The sequence below is a fragment of the uncultured Dubosiella sp. genome, assembly GCF_964018005.1.
Lineage (GTDB): Bacteria > Bacillota_I > Bacilli_A > Erysipelotrichales > Erysipelotrichaceae > Dubosiella > Dubosiella muris.
The window spans coordinates 17,812-37,235 of record NZ_CAXHOA010000016.1 but is presented as its reverse complement, the minus strand read 5'-3'; the positions used below and the strand labels follow the sequence as shown (position 1 = coordinate 37,235).

General features: G+C 51.4%; 6 protein-coding genes and 2 other annotated features. All 6 genes read left to right on the top strand.

The genetic code is table 11. The features are described from left to right. Window positions 1-79: 79 nt before the first annotated feature. A complete protein-coding gene (locus tag ABNS49_RS10780) occupies window positions 80-484 on the top strand; it encodes a hypothetical protein (RefSeq protein ID WP_135980575.1) in 405 nt (134 codons plus the stop codon). Continuing rightward, window positions 426-854: a hypothetical protein gene (locus ABNS49_RS10775; RefSeq protein ID WP_168353603.1), complete on the top strand. Its 429-nt coding sequence runs from the start codon at window positions 426-428 to the stop codon at window positions 852-854. The genes ABNS49_RS10780 and ABNS49_RS10775 overlap by 59 nt, the downstream gene beginning before the upstream one ends. A gap of 34 nt (window positions 855-888) precedes the next feature. After that, window positions 889-1,086 (top strand) — a binding site (T-box leader). A 41-nt stretch (window positions 1,087-1,127) separates the two neighbouring features. Continuing rightward, window positions 1,128-3,524 carry a leucine--tRNA ligase gene (leuS, locus tag ABNS49_RS10770; RefSeq protein WP_135980573.1) on the top strand — a complete coding sequence of 799 codons (2,397 nt, stop codon included), beginning with the start codon at window positions 1,128-1,130 and terminating at the stop codon, window positions 3,522-3,524. Between the two features lie 144 nt (window positions 3,525-3,668). Next, on the top strand, window positions 3,669-16,499 hold the full coding sequence (locus ABNS49_RS10765) for an InlB B-repeat-containing protein (protein ID WP_305084919.1): 12,831 nt from the start codon (window positions 3,669-3,671) through the stop codon (window positions 16,497-16,499). Window positions 16,500-16,629: 130 nt separating this feature from the next. Further along, window positions 16,630-17,919, top strand: a complete 1,290-nt coding sequence (locus ABNS49_RS10760) for a patatin-like phospholipase family protein (RefSeq protein WP_168353599.1) — start codon at window positions 16,630-16,632, stop codon at window positions 17,917-17,919. Between the two features lie 20 nt (window positions 17,920-17,939). Further along, window positions 17,940-18,126, top strand: a binding site (T-box leader). A 35-nt stretch (window positions 18,127-18,161) separates the two neighbouring features. Beyond that, window positions 18,162-19,397, top strand: coding sequence for a tyrosine--tRNA ligase (gene tyrS, locus ABNS49_RS10755; protein WP_135980570.1), 1,236 nt, complete (start codon window positions 18,162-18,164; stop codon window positions 19,395-19,397). Window positions 19,398-19,424 lie beyond the last annotated feature (27 nt).

Here is a 19,424-nt window from a genome sequence, read left to right as displayed (position 1 = left end):
GTGCTGCTTCAGGACGCGCTGCTGGCGCTGCTCATTTTGTCCATCTTGTGCGCTTTGCTCAACCAGGGTATGCGGGTTTATGAAAAAGCGAGTCAAATCGGCATCGAAGCCATCGACACGCAATGGTTTTACGATGATGGAGGCGCTGTTGGCGCTGCTGGTTGTGAGCGTCTGCCTGCAAGTGGGGACGGCGTATTTGCGGGTGGCGCAAAAGCTTGTCGCCGAGCCGGTCGACACCCAGCGCGAATTCATGATTTTGCAGCTGCGACATTTTGTGGCCCAGGCCACGACGCTCGAGGTGGAAAGCGAGCGGATCGAGCTGGTGGTGCGCCACGAGCGGTTTACGATCGAGCAGGATGGAAGCCGGCTCGTGAAGCGGGGCGGCTATGAGATTTTGGACGAGCAAGTGGAAACGGTTCGCTTTTGTGAAGAAGGGGAAGCCGTTTTCGTGGAAATCGACGGGCGCCGCTTCCAAATCGCGTAACGGCTACGCCAGCCAGACAATGCTTGTACTCTTTTTGTTTTCGCTCATGCTGCTGTCGCTTTTGTCGGTGTACAGCGTGCAGCGTGCCGGCTTGTACGCGGCGATGCGCCAGTCCACGCTCGATCTAAGCTGCCTCTCACACGTGAAGGCGATGATTGAAAACAACGCGGTGGTGCGCCAATGCGGCTATGGCGACGACCTTCTCGTTTTGCACAAGGAGGTGTGGATCGACGGGACCCGGGTCGAGCTGGACGACGAGCAGACGTATGTGGCATGTCGCTATGAACGGCTTGATGGCGTTCCAATCGTGATCCGTTTCTTTTACTCGGATCAGGCGATTGTGTCCATCGAGCCGCAGACGCCAATCTAGACTTGACGGTATCCTGAAAAAATGCTATTTTGTTTCTAACGCATAGAACCGGAGCAGTAGGTGTTTCCATCATGTCCAGAGAGTGGCCGGGCGGTGGAAGGCCACGTTGAGAAAACGCCGAACTCGCCGGGGAGTGGATAGAAAAACTATCCGTACGCTCTGCGATAAAGAGCAGCAAAGCGCCCGCGCGAGCGGGAAGTAAGGTGGTACCGCGTGAATGAACGTCCTTATAGGTTAAGGGCGTTTTTTATTTGAGAGAGAGGAGAAAACAAGATGTACGATCATCAAAGCGTGGAAAAGAAATGGCAAAAAGTGTGGGAGGACGAGAAGACGTTCAAAACCGACACGACCGACTTTTCCAAACCGAAATACTACGTGCTGGACATGTTCCCGTATCCGTCCGGAAACGGCTTGCATGTCGGCCATCCGGAAGGCTACACGGCTACAGATATCATCGCCCGCAAAAAGCGGATGGAGGGATTCAACGTGCTGCATCCGATGGGGTTCGACTCGTTTGGCTTGCCGGCCGAGCAGTTCGCCATCCAGACGGGCAACCATCCGTCGATTTTCACGAATAAAAACATCGACCATTTCCGGGACCAGATCAAGATGCTTGGCTTTAGCTACGACTGGGACCGGGAGATCGCGACAAGCGACCCGTCCTACTACAAGTGGACGCAGTGGATTTTCATCCAGCTGTACAACGCCGGCCTGGCGTACGTGGACGAGATCCCGGTCAACTGGTGTCCGGAACTGAAAGCGGTGCTCGCCAACGAGGAAGTCATCGACGGCAAGAGCGAGCGCGGCGGCTATCCGGTCATTCGCAAGCCGATGCGCCAGTGGGTGCTGAAGATTACGGACTACGCGGAGCGTCTGCTGGAGGATTTGGAGCTGGTGGACTGGCCGGAATCGACAAAGGAGATGCAGCGCAACTGGATCGGCAAGTCGCAGGGAGCCAATGTCGTGTTCAAAATCGACGGACACGACGCGGAGTTCACCGTGTTCACGACGCGTTGCGACACGTTGTTTGGCGCGACGTACTGTGTCATGGCGCCGGAACATCCGTTTGTCGATCAAATCACGACGCCGGAGCAAAAAGAGGCAGTGGACGCCTACAAGGCGGTTTGCCAGACGAAATCCGATTTGGAGCGGACGGATTTGAACAAGGACAAAACGGGCGTGTTCACAGGCGCGTACGCGATCAATCCGGTCAATGGCAAGAAGATCCCGATTTGGATTTCGGATTACGTTTTGGCAAGCTATGGAACGGGCGCGATCATGGCGGTGCCGGCCCACGACACGCGCGACTACGCGTTCGCGAAAAAATTCGGTTTGCCGATCATTCCGGTGCTGGAAGGCGGGGATGTCGAGAACGAGGCGTACACCCAGGACGGGGTACACATCAACTCGGACTGGCTGAACGGACTGGACAAGCAGGAGGCGATTACAAAAATGATTGCCTGGCTGGAGGAAAACAAAGTTGGCGAGGCGAAGACGACGTACAAGCTGCGGGACTGGCTGTTTTCGCGTCAGCGCTACTGGGGCGAGCCGATTCCGATTATCCATATGGAAGATGGCACGATGCGGACGGTGGATATCGAGGAGCTGCCGCTGGAGCTGCCGGCGACAGAAGATTTCAAACCGGCCGACTCGGGGGAGAGCCCGCTGGCGAACTGCCCGGATTTCCTGCATGTGGAAATTGATGGCGTGAAGGGCGTTCGGGAAACGAACACGATGCCGCAATGGGCGGGAAGCTGCTGGTACTACTTGCGCTATATCGACCCGAAAAACGACGAGTGCATCGGCGATCCGAAACTGCTGGAGCACTGGCTACCGGTCGATTTGTATGTGGGTGGCGCGGAGCATGCGGTATTGCATTTGCTGTATTCGCGCTTCTGGCACAAGGTATTGTACGATCAAGGCATTTTGCCAACGCCTGAACCGTTCCAGAAACTGTTCCACCAGGGTATGATTTTGGGCGAGAATGGCGAGAAGATGTCGAAATCGCGCGGTAACGTCGTCAATCCGGACGATATCGTTGTATCCCATGGCGCGGACACGCTGCGGGTGTACGAGATGTTCATGGGACCGCTGGAGGCGGGACTGCCTTGGTCGGATCAAGGCATCGACGGTACGCGCAAGTGGCTGGAGCGTGTGTGGCGTCTGTTTACGCAGGTTGCGCAAATCACGGACGAGAACGACCATAAGCTGGATCGGGTGTACAACGCGACGGTCAAGAAGGTGGGCAGCGATATCGACACGCTAAATTTCAACACGGCGATTTCGCAGATGATGATTTTCGTGAACGACTGCTATAAGACGAAGACGATTTATCGTCCATACGCGGAAGGATTTATCAAGATGTTCGCTTGCTTCGCGCCGCATCTGGGCGAGGAGCTGTGGCAGACTGTTTGTCACAAAGACAAGACGCTCGCGTACGAGCCATGGCCGACGTACGACGAAAACGCTCTGAAGCAGGACAAGGTGACGGTTGTCGTTCAGGTGAACGGCAAGATGCGCGGCAAGATGGAAGTCGCGGCCGACACGGACGAGGAAACGTTGAAGCAGGACGCGTGCGCTCTGGAATCCGTTCAGCGCTTTTTGGAGGGCAAGACGATTCGCAAGATCATTGTCGTCAAAGGCAAGGTTGTCAATATCGTCGCGAATTAAGCGGTAAAAATACGATTTCAAAGAGGAGTTCAATTTGGGAACTTCTCTTTTTTTTGTCCCTTATTTACCCATATTTTTTGGAATAAGGTCTGGAAATTGGCGAAAAAAGTTTTTAAAATGTAAATTGGGAAGGAGATTATGAACATGATGAAACAGCAACCCCACAAAACTGTGAAAAACCATGAGCGTAAAGTCATTCAAGGCATTGGACGAAAATTCCTGGCCTCTTCTCTTTGCGCCCTTTTGAGTGTTTCGAACGGCTTGAACTGGCCGGTTTTGGCAACGGAAGCCGAAACGGATCCGGAAGTCGTCGAGCAGCAGCTGATGGAGGACGAAACCGAAATCGTTTCCGAAGAAGAAAATCCGACTGTCGGAAACGAGCAAGGACTTTGCGTCCATCATCCTTGGCACGACGCCCAATGCGGGACCGATCCGTGCCAATACCGCTGCGTTCCTTGCTTGCAGGAGGATATCGCGGAAATCATCGCCATCCTCACCGAGGAAAGCGCCGAAGAAGATCCGCTGCAAGCGGTCTACACGCGTATAGAACATGCCTACGACACGTACGTGGCGCTCAACGAGGATGAGCTCGCCCAGCTGGAAGAGGACGAGTACGCCTTCATGGAAGCGGTTTTAAGACAGGAGGAGTCTATAATTCAGTCTTTGGATGCGCTTGACCAGCAAGTCGATGAAAACGGACAAGCCGAAGCGCAAACCCTGACGCAGCTTTATCAAGAGGTGGCCGCGGCGTATGGCGCGTTCATGGAGGAGAAAGCCGGACAGGAAACGAAACCGGAAGAAGAACAAGATCCAGTGGAAGAAGGCGAACAGCCTAAAAAAGTCATTACAATGGACGATGACAACAAGGATACTTCTCAAAAGGAAAACGAGAAGGAGTCCGGCATCGCAGAGGGAGATGAAGCGCCGGATTCCACAACGCCGGATGCGACCGAGAAGAAAATGAAAATCGCCGCGGTTTCGATCAAGGACAGCACAGGTGCTGTTCAGTCGCTTGTAAGCGAGGATCAGGAAACAAAGAATGAATTTACAATGAAATACGACCGGCAGGTGACTTTGCATTTCGAAGTGGAGAGCGAGCTGAATCTGAAAAATAAAAAAGTGTCCATTACGATTCCGGATGGAATGACTGTGGTTGAATTTCCGCAAGCGGAAAAAAATGGATTTGTGGAAGATGTAACGCCAGAAAGTCTGGAGGAATTAAACAGCGAAAAAAATTTTGGAGCCTATCGACCAAAATCAGGAACGATCACGTATTCCTTAAAGGAAACGGCCCAGAACACGAGTTTTAACATTATCCTCGCCTTTGATACGACGTTGTGGAATAAGCAGTGGATTAAAGACAAGGATGGAACGAATCAAAAACCTGTAATCTCTGATGCAGTTAAAATTCAAACGTATAGCGTTGAGGGAGAAACAAAAACCGAATATGATACATTTTCTGCTGTTGGAACCTTAACAGAGGATGATAAGTTGGGGACGGGCCCATTTTTAAATGCTGTAGTACCATCTTCTAAGTATTTGATGGCGGAGAGCACGGAACCGTTTAAATTGGTGGATATTCGGTATCGACCAGATCGGTTTCAATTTAGTTTTGGAAGCTACTACGAAAGTTTTAGCATGACGATGCCATTACCGAAAAATAATGAAAAAAACACATATGCCAAACTGCATCACATTCAATCGGATAGCGGAGCGTGGAATCTGGATGATTTAGGTAAAGACGAGAACACTGAGAAGTACGAGGTTGCATATAATACAACGGATAATAAAGTTACTGTAACCTGGAAAAATTTATACATCCAGGCGGATGATTATATTACCCCATATTTTGTTTGGGATAACGGAGAAGAAGCTAAAAATGGTGAAAAAGTAAGTTGGAACGGAAATATTGCAACGAGCTATAAGGACTGGAAAAATGTAGATGAATGGAAGTGTAATTCACTCTCAGTTAATCGGACCTGTGAGGTTGCTACAGCCGGACCTGTGGTAGTGAATGGAAAATCGCGTCCTCAAGGGATTGCCGCTCAGTCTGGAAATATAGATGGCGTTTTATATTATTTCGGGAAAATCGACATTGATGGAAACGGTTTAACCGATAGTGATTCGATGAACCTAGAATATTCTTATGACAATACGGATTTTGTAGGGGTGACGGTTCAGAAGATACCAGTTCCAGACAACGCAACAATTTCCGATGTTTCCTATACAATCAAAGGAAGCGATACTTCGACTCCCGTAGATGCCAATACATTGGAACATAAGGATGGATATGTTTTGTTGCGAGCTCCTGAAGGAGTCTATTTTACAAGCATAACCGCGACGGTAAGCAACTATCCTAAAGATTTTACGAGTAAGATTATTGCGCGCCTGGATGACATGGCGAGTTCAAGAAGCTCCACATTTGGAAAAATATTGAAACCAGGAGCTTATAATAACGATAATTTTTGCACATTGAAAGTAACCCCTGCCTCATCCGCTACAGCCGAAAACTCAGAAAGTGGAACACAAAAAGGGGAATCTAAGTCTTTTTCTTTAAATATAACGAATGTGACCGAAGAATCAGAGATGACTATAATAGATAAAAGTATTCCCTTAGGAATGGTCAATGCGGTGGATCCTAAGACGAATGAGAAACTACCTGTTTTGGATAAAGTTCTTTGTACAGCGGGAGAAGAGGTTGAGTTTAATGGTGTGGCCATGGCTTCTGCGTATCCTTATACAAAATATTCAATTATAACGGATCCGGAAATTATTATTCGGCTGCCGGAGAAGATTTCTATTGAAAATCTTCGACTCTATCAACAGAAAGGTAGTGCCGCGGATTATGTCTTATTTGAGAGTTCCGCGGTTGAAACCGGGAAAATCAACCAAACAGAGATTAAAGAAGGAGATTATAATTTTATTAAGCCATCAGAGAGCCAACAAAATGCGGATGCCGAGGCATTTAAAGAGTATAAAATTACTTTTAAAAATCCTACGAAGTTAGGTTGGTTTGCTGAGGATGATCTAACGCAGTACCAATTGGGAATTTCCTTTACACTGAATATTGCGCACGACGCGGATGCGATGGCGCTAGATATGCGGGAATGTATATTGGTAAAGTCTCAGGGAAAAGAAATTTACTTCGATACCGGAATGTCTAGCTGTGAAAATAGTGTTGTTGAAGTAAATGGTGAGAAATATGGAACTTTTAATAACAACACGACGAGCGGAACGAAACTGTCGATCGTCGCGGCGCGTCTTGGTCTTGATTTCACCTTTGGCGCGCGAGTGGCCGAGAAAGGGTCAGCTCTTGAATTTGATCCAACAAAGTATTCGAATTTTGAGCAGAATAAGGAAAAGGTCTACTTGAAAGATGAAAACCATGTGATCGACATGCTGTTTACCTTGGACAACAATACAGGAAGAGAATTTAGTGAAGCTGAAGCAAGAGCATTTTACTACTTTATTCCGGTGCCAAAGGCAGGAGATTTCTGGGATAGTCATATGCAAAACCGGCTGTTTGAGTTTGATATGAATTTGACTCGAGCTCCATCTTTAGACGGAGTGTCGCAAGGAAATGTTGTGGTGACTTACGCGACCGATATTGATTCAAAAGCAGAATCTAATGACTTGAAGTATTACAATAAAAAAGAGAACTATATAACAGAAAATCAATTATTAGAAGGTTGTACAACCGAAGCAGAGAAAGCGGCACAATGGAAAAAAGTGAAAATGATCCGAATTGCCGCAAAAGACGATGTGAAAAAAATATCCGAAGATGCGTATTTGGCAGTTAATATGCGTTTAGAACCGACATTCACAAAGGATCAGGACCATTTTGACGAAATGGCTGATTTGGTCGGCAGTGAAATCAACTTCGGTCCTTGTGGCGTTTCTCCTTACTCGGTCGGTGCGGCGCACAATCAGGGCCACAACCCTCTGCCTCGCATCCAAGTTGAATTTCAAACCGGTGTTATTGAAGGAAAAGTTTTTATTGATAATAATTATAATGGTATTTTTGACGAGGGTGTTGACGAGCTTTATAAAGAAAACAACGTAATGGTGAAAGCACAACACCAAAACGCGACGGTGGCCGATTCGGCTGAAACCCAGGAGCTTCAGACTGAAAATGGCGTGTTCAAATTCAGTCGGCGAAGAGCCGATACGTATGATGTGCTGATTACGAACCCGGGAAGTCCGAATGCTTCCAGTGAAAATCCATTACGATTCTCTCTGCCTGCGAATGGAAAATTTTCGTCTGCTGACCAGGGAAAAACCGCAACTGCCACGTTTGTTTTGGATAAGAACAAAACCCCGAATGATATTTCTGCGGCGCAAAAGCTTACCATCGGGCTTCAAAAGCCGCATACAGTAACGTTTAAAACGGAGAATGCGACGTTAAGTGAATCTTCAAGAAACGTTTGGCATGATGAGCAATTGGGTACAGTTCCGTTAGTTTCAGTTAATGAGGGATACCGGTTTACAGGCTGGAATGTGGATGGAGAAGATAAATTATATTCCAAGGATGAACTAAAGGCGTATAAGGTATCAAAAGATACAACCATTACGGCGGTTATCGAAAAACTTTATACGCTGACGTATGATGGAAATGGAAATACATATGGTACAGTCCCATCGCCTACGCAGCATATTGCCGGAGAGCAAGTCAAACCAGATTATACGGGAACAAATCAGTTGACGAAAGGGGGGGATACGATCTTTGCCGGTTGGAGTACAGAGTCAATTCCTCAAATCCTTACAGAAGATGACTCAGAGATAGCTAAAAAGAAAATCATCACAACCGATGTGCATACAATGCCGGAAAAGAACGTGACTCTGTTTGCCGTGTATGCCTACGATAAGAACAAGAACGGGAACCCGGATTATTACGATGACGCGGTCCGTGTCCGGTATCACGAAAACAACGATGAAATGGAAGATATTCTTTGTCCACATCATCATGTAGTGGGGGAAACAGTAGAACTTTCTGAAAATGGAACTGTGTCAGGAAACAAAGTAGAACATGATGCGTCTCAAAGTTCTATGGATTCGGAAGTAAAAACACATACATTTGAGAAGACGAGTCATATTTTCATCGGCTGGAGTACGGCCGCAATGCCGGATGTGATTGTATCGAAGGAACAGTATAACGAACTGAAAGACAGCATCAGGACTACAATCACAATGCTTCCAAAAGAAGCTGATGCAAAGGAAGGTTATACGGGTCCATACGCGGATGAAGACGGAAATACGAATGTCTACGCGGTATGGGCGGCTGACCGTAACAAAAACGGAAAACCGGATTACGAGGAAGAGCGTACGTTGACGTATGACGGAAATGCAATGAAAGGTGAAGTGACTTCTGTACCGGCTCCTGTCACAAAAACAACGGACAACAAGCCTCTGATTCCGAACGATGAAGTCCCATTAAGCACGACAACTCCGACACATTCTCCGGTGAAGAAAAATGATTCCGATCCTGAAGAGACAAATGTGATCTTTATTGGATGGACATCGGCGCCAACGACCATTATTTTTAGTCGTGAAAATACGGCTCCGGAAACAATAAAAGAAGTGACGATTGGCAATACGGACGCGACGGTTTATGCGGCTTGGGGATACGATGAAAATGAGGATGGGACAGCGGATGTTCTAGAGACGTATTTCTTAACTTATAATCTGAATGGTGGACATGGAACTCCTCCAAGTAAAGAAACTGGAATTCAAAAAGGAGCGATCGTTCTTATTAGCGAAGAAACTAAGTTTACCCGAGCGGAAAAAGAAGTCTTTGTTGGTTGGAGCTTAAAACAACACCAGGAGGCGTTTACTGCGGCTCAGGGAAATTCGATCAATGAAATCTTGATTTCCGGAAAAGAAATCCGGATGGGAACGAAAGATATTACTCTATACGCGGTTTGGGCCAAAGACAGCAACGCCAACGGCAAGCCGGATTATAAGGAGCTGGTGAAACTGATTTACAACGGCAATCCGCAATCGCAAGGCACGGTAAACAAATCGCTGCTCGACAGTGTGCACATTCCGGGAGATACGGTTTCGTTGAAAATGTCACCAAAACCGACGCATTCCAATGTCGATGGCAAACGGGTCGTGTTTATGGGCTGGACAAGAAATCCATCAACGAAAATATATGAACCAAAGGATTCGGTGGAAAATCTGAATTTGGCCTCGCAAGTCACGTTTGACAAGGATAAGAATCATGATATTACCGTCTACGCGGCCTGGGGCTACGATTTGGATGCCGAAGGAGAAACAGGGTATGGCGTGGCGGACGTCATGGAACGGTATACGCTTCGATACGATCTCAATGGCGGAAAAGGAACCTTGCCAAGTTCCCGAAACGATTTGAAGAAAAATCAAAAGGTCGATGTCGCAAGCGGAAGCTTTACCCGCGAGGCGTTGGAAACTTTCATCGGATGGAGTATGACACGCTATCCGGCAGCCGTTTCAAAGACCCCGGAGGATCTTTTGAAACCAGGCTCTTCCATTGCAGTCAACGCCCATACGACGATTTACGCGGTTTGGGCGGATGATAAAAATGGAAATGGAACGCCGGATGGCGAGGACGAGGCGCTGCACGTGACGTACCATTCGAATACCGAACAAGAGAAGGCGGAAAACTGTACGCATCACCATGTGGCCGGAGAAACATGCGCGTTATCGGCCACTGCGCAAGCGCTTGGCTTTGCCAAAGAAAACGCCGTATGGATTGGCTGGAGCAAGACCAGAACCGATTTGATCACGACCGCAGCCGGGGAAAAGAAAGCGGAGCTGGTGGATCAATTCACCTTGCAAGAAACCGGAAACGACGTGTATGCGGTGTGGGCTGCCGATAAAAATAAAAACGGAACGCCGGATTATGAAGAGGATGGATACCAGATTCTTTACAACGCCAACAACGAAAGCGGTTTGGTCGTTCAATGCGGGCATCATCATGTGAACGGGGAAATCGTAAAGCTGTATACGCCAAAAGAAAATCTTTTCGGCAGCGAGAAGGACATTCCGGCGACCGCGCCTTACACGTTCACGATGGACAACGCGGTTTTAATGGGCTGGAGCCAGACTCCGGTAAATTCCATCATCCAAACCGAGGAGGAGTTCGCGAAAGTACCAGTGGTGGAAAACGTGCCGGTCAAAGATTCGCATGTCCAAGTGTACGCGGTGTGGGCGGTGGACAAAAACAACAACGCCATCCCGGACTGGAAGGAAAAAAACGCGGTATATCCGCTAAACTATGATCCAAACACTTCGGAAAGCGTGGAGAACATGCCGGAGCTATCCCAGCATTTAGCCGGGGAGAAAGTGAAGCTGAACGAAAAAATCCCGACAAGAGAAGAAAGGAACGGGATCCAGATTTTATTTGCGGGCTGGAGTGAAACGCAAAGCACAAACGTGCTCATGGCGGGCTCCAAAGCGCCAGAGTTTGTGTCGATGGATTTGTTCGTCATGCCGGCAAAAGCGACGACCTTGTATGCGATTTGGGCGGAAGATCGCAACGGCAATGGCATCGCCGATTATTTGGAACGCTCGTTCCGGCTGGAATATGACGCCAACCCGATTCAGGATAAAGTGCAAAACATGCCGAAAAACAGCGAGCATCAAGTGCCAGGCGAACTGGTCGCTCTGCAAGGAAGGCCAACCCACGAGCCGGTCGAAAGCAAGGCGGTCGTCTTCCTTGGCTGGACGCTGGAGCCGACCCGGAACATTTACGAAGCGAAAGACCGCATGCCGCAAACCATACAAACGATTCGGTTCGGAAGCGAGAATGTGAAAGTTTACGCGGCCTGGGGCTATGACTCGAACGAGGATGGCACCGCCGATGTGCTGGACACTTATTCCGTGACGTACGATTTAAATGGCGGCCTGGGAACGGCGCCGCAGGAAACTGCACACAAGGCGGGCGAAAAATTTCCAATGCGCCACAGCGCGGATTTGACAAAACAAGACGCGGTTTTTGCGGGCTGGAGCGTCCGGAAGATATCCGGAGTTTTGGATGAAAACGCAGATACGAAAACGATCGAATCCATTATTACGGCAGACGAGTACGAGATGCCCGCCCAAGCGGTGACGTTTTACGCGGTTTGGGCCAAAGACGCCAACGCCAACGGGAAACCGGATTATGCCGACAACGCGGTACACGTACGCTACCACTCCAACAACGGCGAAAATGTGGATGTGATTTGTCCACACCACCATGTGGTTGGCGCCAACGCCAAGCTTTCCACGACGGCGAATACGATTTGGGGATCCCTCGTTTCCCATGGCGAAAAAGTTGCCGGCAAGATAGAAGCGCACGCTTTCAAGAAAGACAACGCGGTGTTTGTCGGCTGGAGCACGCGGGCGTTCCCGGCCGACATCAAAACGCAAAAGGAATACGACGCGCTTCAAGCGGAAATCTTTACCGAAATGGAAATGAAACGGACAGGCAATGACGTCTACGCCGTATGGGCCGTCGATTTGGATGGCGACAAAGTTCCGGATTACGAAAAAGAATATTTGGTGACGTATGCCGGCAACGGGCAGAGCGCGGGCCATGTCCCGCCATCCGCCAACTATCAAGAAGGTGACGTATTCCCGATTGCGTACACGTCCGACCTTCAAAAAGAAGGCGCGATCTTTGCGGGCTGGAGTGAAAACCAAATCGAAACGATTTTGAAAGCGGACACCGAACAAGCGCTGATCCGTTCGATCGTGACGCAGGATACGTACACGATGCCCAACCGGAATGTGACGTTTTACGCGGTGTGGGCCGAAGACAAAAATGGCGATCTCGTTCCCGATTATGCCGAACACGCGGTTCAAGTCCGTTATCACGCCAACCTTGGCCAATCGGAAGAAGCCGTGATTTGTCCGCATCATCATATTGTCGGCACCGACTCGGAATTGTCGTCAGCTGCCGAACATTTGTATGGGCGAACGGAAACGGACGAAACGATCAAAAACCACAGCTTTCAAAAGGAAAACGCCGTCTTTATTGGCTGGAGCAAACAGCCGGTTTCCCAAGACATTCAAACGATGGCGGAATTAAAAACGCTGACTTTGTTGTCGAAAGTGACCATGCAAGCCGACGGCAACGACGTGTACGCCGTATGGGCCGCCGACACCAATCAAAATGGCGTCCCGGACTATCAGGAGCAAATTCATCTGCTCTACGATGCCAATGGCGGCCATCCGGACTCTGTGCCGGTCGACACGACGAACTACTTTGCCGGAACGAATGTTCAACTCGCAAACAAGCCGGTTCCAGCGCACGACGACATCGACGGGGTTCCTGTGCGATTCATCGGCTGGACGAAAGAACAGGCGCAAGCCATCTTCAAACGCGGCGACGAAGCGCCAACAACGATCGACGCGATTCGTCTGGATCGCCAGAACGTAACCGTCTTCGCGGCCTGGGGCTACGATGAAAACAAAGACGGCACGGCCGACGTGCTCGAAACGTACACGCTTTCCTACGATTTGAACGAAGGGCGCGGGAAAGCGCCCCAGACACAGAAAGGGATGCGAAAGGGCGAGGAAATCGACTTGCCGCAAACAAGGGAATACACCCGGAACGCAAACGAGGTTTTCGCCGGCTGGAGCTGGACGGTCCGGCCAGACGCGCTAACCGCCGCCGACAAAGAGGAAGCCGAACGACTAATCGTGCGCAAAGCGACGATGCCCGCTAAAAACAGCACGCTCTACGCCGTGTGGGCCAACGATCGAAACGGTAACGACATCGCCGACTATCTGGAACGCCCGCTCGCCCTTGTCTTTGAGCCAAACGCGCAGGCCGGTGGAACCGTTTGGCGCCTGCCGGCAAAAGAAACCGGACATATCCTTGGAGAAACGGTTTCGCTCAGCCAAGCCAAACCGGTCCACGATCCAGTCAAAAAGAAAGCGGTTGTCTTCGTCGGCTGGACCCGCAAGCCGGTCGAAATGATCTTGAGCCGGCTGGACACGCCGCCTGAAACAATCGACAAAGTGACGTTTGGCAGCCAGGATCTTCGCGTCTTTGCGGCTTGGGGCTACGACGAAGACGGCGATGGTATGGCCGACGTGCTCAACCGGTACGCGTTGCGATACGACGCCAATGGCGGAACCGGCCAAGTTCCTGCCGCGCAAGACCATCGTCAGGGCGACACGTTCGCCCTCGCCTATCCAGCCGATTTGACGAAAAAGAACGCGATCTTCGCCGGCTGGAGCGAGAGCAAAATCACAGCCGTCCTCGATGAAAACGCCGACAAGGAAACTTTATCGAAAATTATTCAGGACGCCGAACGGACGATGCCGGCCAAATCCCTTACGCTCTATGCCGTCTGGGCGCGCGACGCCAACGGCAACGGCAAGCCGGACTACGCCGACGATGCGGTTCCAGTGCGCTACCACTCCAACAACGCGCAAAGCATGGACATTGTCTGCGCCCACCATCACGTGGCCGGCGCCACCGTCAAGCTCTCTTCAAGCGCTGTCGACTTGTATGGCCGGCGGACCGCGCACAACGGCGAAGCCAAAGGCGAAGTCGGACGATACACCTTCACGAAGGATAAAGCCGTCTTTATCGGCTGGAGCGCGAAGGCGTTCCCGAAAGACATTGAAACCCAGGCGCAATACGACCAACGCAAAGAAGACATTTTCACGGAAATGGAAATGAAAAAGAAAGGCAACGACGTCTACGCGGTATGGGCTCTCGATTCCAACGACGACGGCAAACCGGACTATCAGGACCGGTACGCGCTCGTCTATGACGGCAACGGCAAGACGTCCGGCACGCTGCCAGCCGTCATTGAATACGGCGCGGGCACGATCGTTCCAGTCGCTCAAGTCGAAAACTGGAAAAAAGGCGACGCCGTCTTTGCCGGCTGGAGCGAAACGCCAGTCGATCAAATTTTGGACGACGATCCGGATCCGGACTTGTACGCGTCGATTTTGATGACCTACGAGTACACGATGCCAAAGCATGACGTCACCTTGTACGCGGTATGGGCGCACGATACGAACCATGACGGCACGCCGGATTTCGCGCAGCGCGCCGTGCACGTCCGCTACCATTCGAACAACGAGCAAAACATTGAGCTGGAATGCGTTCACCACCACATCGTCGGCATGCAAGCCTCCTTGTCCAGAACCGCCAGGGATTTGTACGGACACGCCCAAACCAAAACGCGGTCCGCCGCGGGGTTACAGCACTATTCGTTTACCAAAGACAGCGCGGTGTTCATCGGCTGGAGCTTGAAGCCGGTCGACCACGTCATCGCGACGAGCGACCAATACGAAACGATTGAAAAGACGTTGTTGTCCGAAATGAAAATGAAAGAGCAGGACAACGACGTGTACGCGGTGTGGGCGCAAGATCGCAACCGGAACGGCGTACCGGATTATGCGGAAACCGTCCGCGTCCGCTATCACGCCAACGCCAACACCGATGCGGTGCAAAACATACCAAGCGACGACGCTTTCCACATTCCGGGCGACACGCTTAAGCTTGCAGGAAATCCAACCCACCAAAACGTGGCGGGCAAAGCCGTCGTCCTGCTGGGCTGGCTGCGCGAGCCGCACGCGATCTTTACGCGCGACGACCAGGATCCAACCGACGATCTCGTGCAGGAAATCACGTTTGGGCGCGACGATATCGACGTCTATGCGGCCTGGGGCTACGATGAAAACGGCGATGGCAAAGCCGATGTGCTCGACACGTACACCTTGGCTTACGACGCCAACGGCGGCACGGGCTTTGTACCGCGTCCGCAAGCCGGCATGGCGAAAGGAGAGCGCGTTTCGCTTCCAAAAGAGGCGGATTTGACCCGCGCCGACGACGAGGTATGGATTGGCTGGAGCTTAAAGCCGTACGAGGCCGCGTTCAGCGCGACCGAAGGCAGCCAGGCGCAAACCGCGCTTCTTGCCGCTGATTCGTTCACGATGCCTTCCGCCAACCAAACGCTTTACGCTGTCTGGGCGCAAGACCAAAACCAAAACGGCGTCGCCGACTTTGAGGAGATGGTCCATGTCCGCTACGCGAAAAACGCGGCCGAAGGCGGCAGCGTCCATGGCATGCCGTCCGCAAGCATCCACTTGCCAGGCGACGTCGCGGCGCTCAGCCTGAAAACGCCAACGTATACCGACAACGACGGCCGGCGAGTTCTCTTCCTTGGCTGGACGCGCGAAGCCCACGCGATCTACACCCGCCAGGATCCGGATCCGACGTCTGCGCTTCTGCGCGAAATCGAACTGGGAAAACGCGATGTCACCGTTTATGCGGCCTGGGGCTACGACGCCAACAAAGACGGCAAAGCCGACGTGTTCGAAACGTATTCGCTCACGTACGACTTGAACGGCGGCACAGGCCGCGTGCCGGCGCCGCAAACCAACGTCGGCAAAGGAACGATTCTCGCTTTGACGAAAGAAAAGAACTTTACCCGCCATGAGGGCGAGACATTCGCCGGATGGAGCCGGCAAAAGCTGGAACAAGCGGTCGACGATGGTCAAAGCGTCGGGCTGGAAGGAAAAGAGCTGGAAATGGGCGCGGAGGACGTGATGCTGTACGCGGTATGGAAACGCGATCCAAACGTGATCATCCGCTACACGGTTTCCTACGACTTGAATGGCGGCCAAAACGTCGCCAGCGCAAGCTACGCACCAGAAACGATGCCGGCAGGAACCGTGTATCGCGTTCAAGCCGCGCCGGCGCGCCAAGGCTACGCTTTTACCGGCTGGAAGACAAACGACGGAAAAATCGTGCAGCCATTCGATTCGCTCACGATTACTGGCAACATCCAGCTGACAGCCCAATGGCGCAAGGAAGGCGGCAGCGCCCAAGCGGGCCGGACGCCGTCATCCAGAAAGCCGTCCGCGCGCGCCGCGCACTCGACCGATACCGGACAAACCACGCGTCGCGCGTTGTGGATGACGCTGCTTGGCGCTTCCGGTCTTGTTGCGGCCTGCTTGGCGTATCGAAAAAAACAAAAACGGAAATAATCGAGAATGATTCGAAACAACCAGAACGAACGGCAGGAATCCATCCGGATCCTGTCGTTTTTTTCTGTTTGGAGCATTCCAAAATCGCTTTGAACCGGCGGCCGGTATAATGAAAATCGAGGTGATAGAAATGAACGGAAAAAAAGGATTGGTTCTTGGAGGCGGCGGCGCCCGCGGCAGCTACGAAGTCGGCGTGTGCATGGCGCTCAAAGAACTTGGGTATACGTTTGACGTGGTGACTGGCGTCAGCATTGGCGCGCTGATCGGCGCCATCGTCGTGCAGGATGGCGTGGACCGGCTTGTGCCGTGGATCTCGAACATGCGCCAGTCCTCGTTGTCGAACAACTTGTTTGTCTATCCCAATCAGTACAACGCGAAATCGTTCATCCGGCGGGATTTCAACGAGTTTTTAGAGCAATTCATGAAGGGGGGGCCGGACGTGTCCGGTCTGCAAAACGAGTATTTAAAAATCTTCGACTATGACGCGTTTCAAAACGCGCCCGTCGACTTTGCGTGCTTGTCGTTCAATCTCAACCAAAACAAGCTGGTCGCTTTTGAGAAAAAGGACATGGGGCCGGAAGACTTCGTTCCCAAGCTGTTTTCGAGCACGGCGTATTTTCCGGCGTACCAGCTTATTCGAATCGGGGAGGACTACTATGCCGATGGCGGCTATGAACAAACGCTGCCCGTCGACCAGTGCGTGAAAATGGGCGCAGAGGATCTTGTTGTCGTCGACTTAGCCGAACCGGGAGAGAAGGTCGCGAAAATCAGCACGCCCCACATCCGCATTCGTCCGCTGATGAAGTTGCACTCGGTGTTGGACTTCGAAGCCAAGGACATGGTTCCTGAAATGCGGGAAGGGTATTTTGAAACGCTTAAATATCTCGACCAGGCGCCCGGTTACTTGTACACGTTTTTCGAAGAGGACTGGAAGCTGATGCAGCGGGTGGAGAAAGCGTGCTTGAAGCTGCTTTTGCGCGAAGGACGCATTGGTATGCTGACCCAGTTCAACGACGCGATGGAAATGGTGTACGACTACTTTTTGCATTTCCAGCCGCAGCCGCTCAAAAACAAATACAGCGACGATTACATTGTCGGCCGTCTGCTTGAGGTGCTCGGCATTTTGTGCAACATTCCCATGGAGCGCCAGTATCATTTCAAAGATTTCCTGCGTCTGATTCTGGCCCACTTCAACCATTTTTACGAGGATCCCAACAAAGTCGAGTACCCGTGGCGCTTCGAGGCGATGGAACGAAAAGGCGTCCAGGACTATGTCGTGTTTTTCCATTCGGCGCTTTTGTATTTCCATGGCAGCCTGCCGCCGGCGTTCGACTGCATGAAGGAAAAATTCGCCCCGTGCTTTTATGTCGCCCAGGCGTGGCGCGTCATGGAAACGACGCAGATCCTTCTTGAACTTTAGCGGTTTTTGGATATAATGGATTTAATGCTGTGAAGAGACAGAGTACATGGGCGCCGATCGCGCAGAGAGAAACTGGCTGGTGAAAAGTTTCGGACCGGTCCATGGAATACACCTCGGAGCTTCGATACGACGTATACCTGCGTTAAAGGTTCGAGAGCCTGTTTCAAACAGGAAAAAAGGTGGTACCGCGTTTATGACGTCCTTTTACGAGGACGTTTTTTATTTTGGAGGAGAAGGAAACTATGAATTTATTTGACGAATTGAAATGGCGGGGGTTGATCGACAACGTGACTTCGCCCGAAATCGAAGACGAAATCAACAACGGCGAGCTGACGTTTTACATCGGCACGGATCCGACGGCGGACAGCTTGCACATTGGACACTATTCCTCGCTGCTCATGGCCAAGCGCCTGCAACAGCATGGACACCATCCCATCATGCTGGTCGGCGGGGCGACCGGATTCATCGGCGATCCGAAAGCGACCGGCGAGCGCAACATGCTCACCCCTGAAGTGCTGCAAGCCAACTACGACGCCCTCCACCGGCAAATTAACGCGCTATGGGGCTTCGACATGGTCAACAACCTCGACTGGACCAAGGATATTTCCATCATCGACTTTTTGCGCGACTATGGAAAGCACTTCAACGTCAACTACATGATCAACAAGGAAACGGTCAAGAAAAGACTGGACTCGGGCATCAGCTACACCGAGTTTTCATACATGATTTTGCAGTCGCTCGACTTTTTGCATTTGTATCAGGAAAAAAACTGCCGTATGCAAATCGGGGGGCAGGATCAGTGGGGCAACATCACGTCCGGTCTGGAGCTCATTCGTAAAAAATGCGGCAACGACGTGAAATGCTTTGGATTGACGATGCCGCTCATCACCAAGGCGGACGGAACGAAGTTTGGCAAAAGCGAAACCGGCACCGTGTGGCTGGACGCGAAAAAAACGTCGCCTTACGAGCTGTACCAGTTTTTGTTCAACACGGAAGACGACAAAGTCATTGAATATTTGAAAAAGCTGACGTTCCTGTCCGTCGAGCAAATCGAGGAGCTCGAACGCTCCTTGCGCGAGGAACCGCACAAGCGCAACGCCCAAAAGGCGCTCGCCAGCGAAGTGGTGCGCGACTTGCACAAAGAGGAAGGACTTCAGGCGGCGCTTTCCATCACGCAGGCGCTCTTTAGCGGCAAGCTGAGCGAGCTGGACGAAAGCATGCGCAAGGACGCCATCATGAACATGGAAAAACTGAGCGCGCCGGCCGGTCTGACGCTGCTCGACTTGCTCGTCGACACGAAAATCGCCGCCAGCAAGCGGGAAGGACGCGAGTGGATCAAAGGAAACTCGATCGCGGTCAACGGCGTGAAAGTCACCGATCCCGACACGCGCATGACGCAAGAGCAGGCGTACATCGACAACGATTTAATTATCCGCCGCGGCAAGAAACGCTATTACTGCGTCGCTTTGGAAGGATAGCCAGTCAAACGGGAAGCCGGGTCTTTC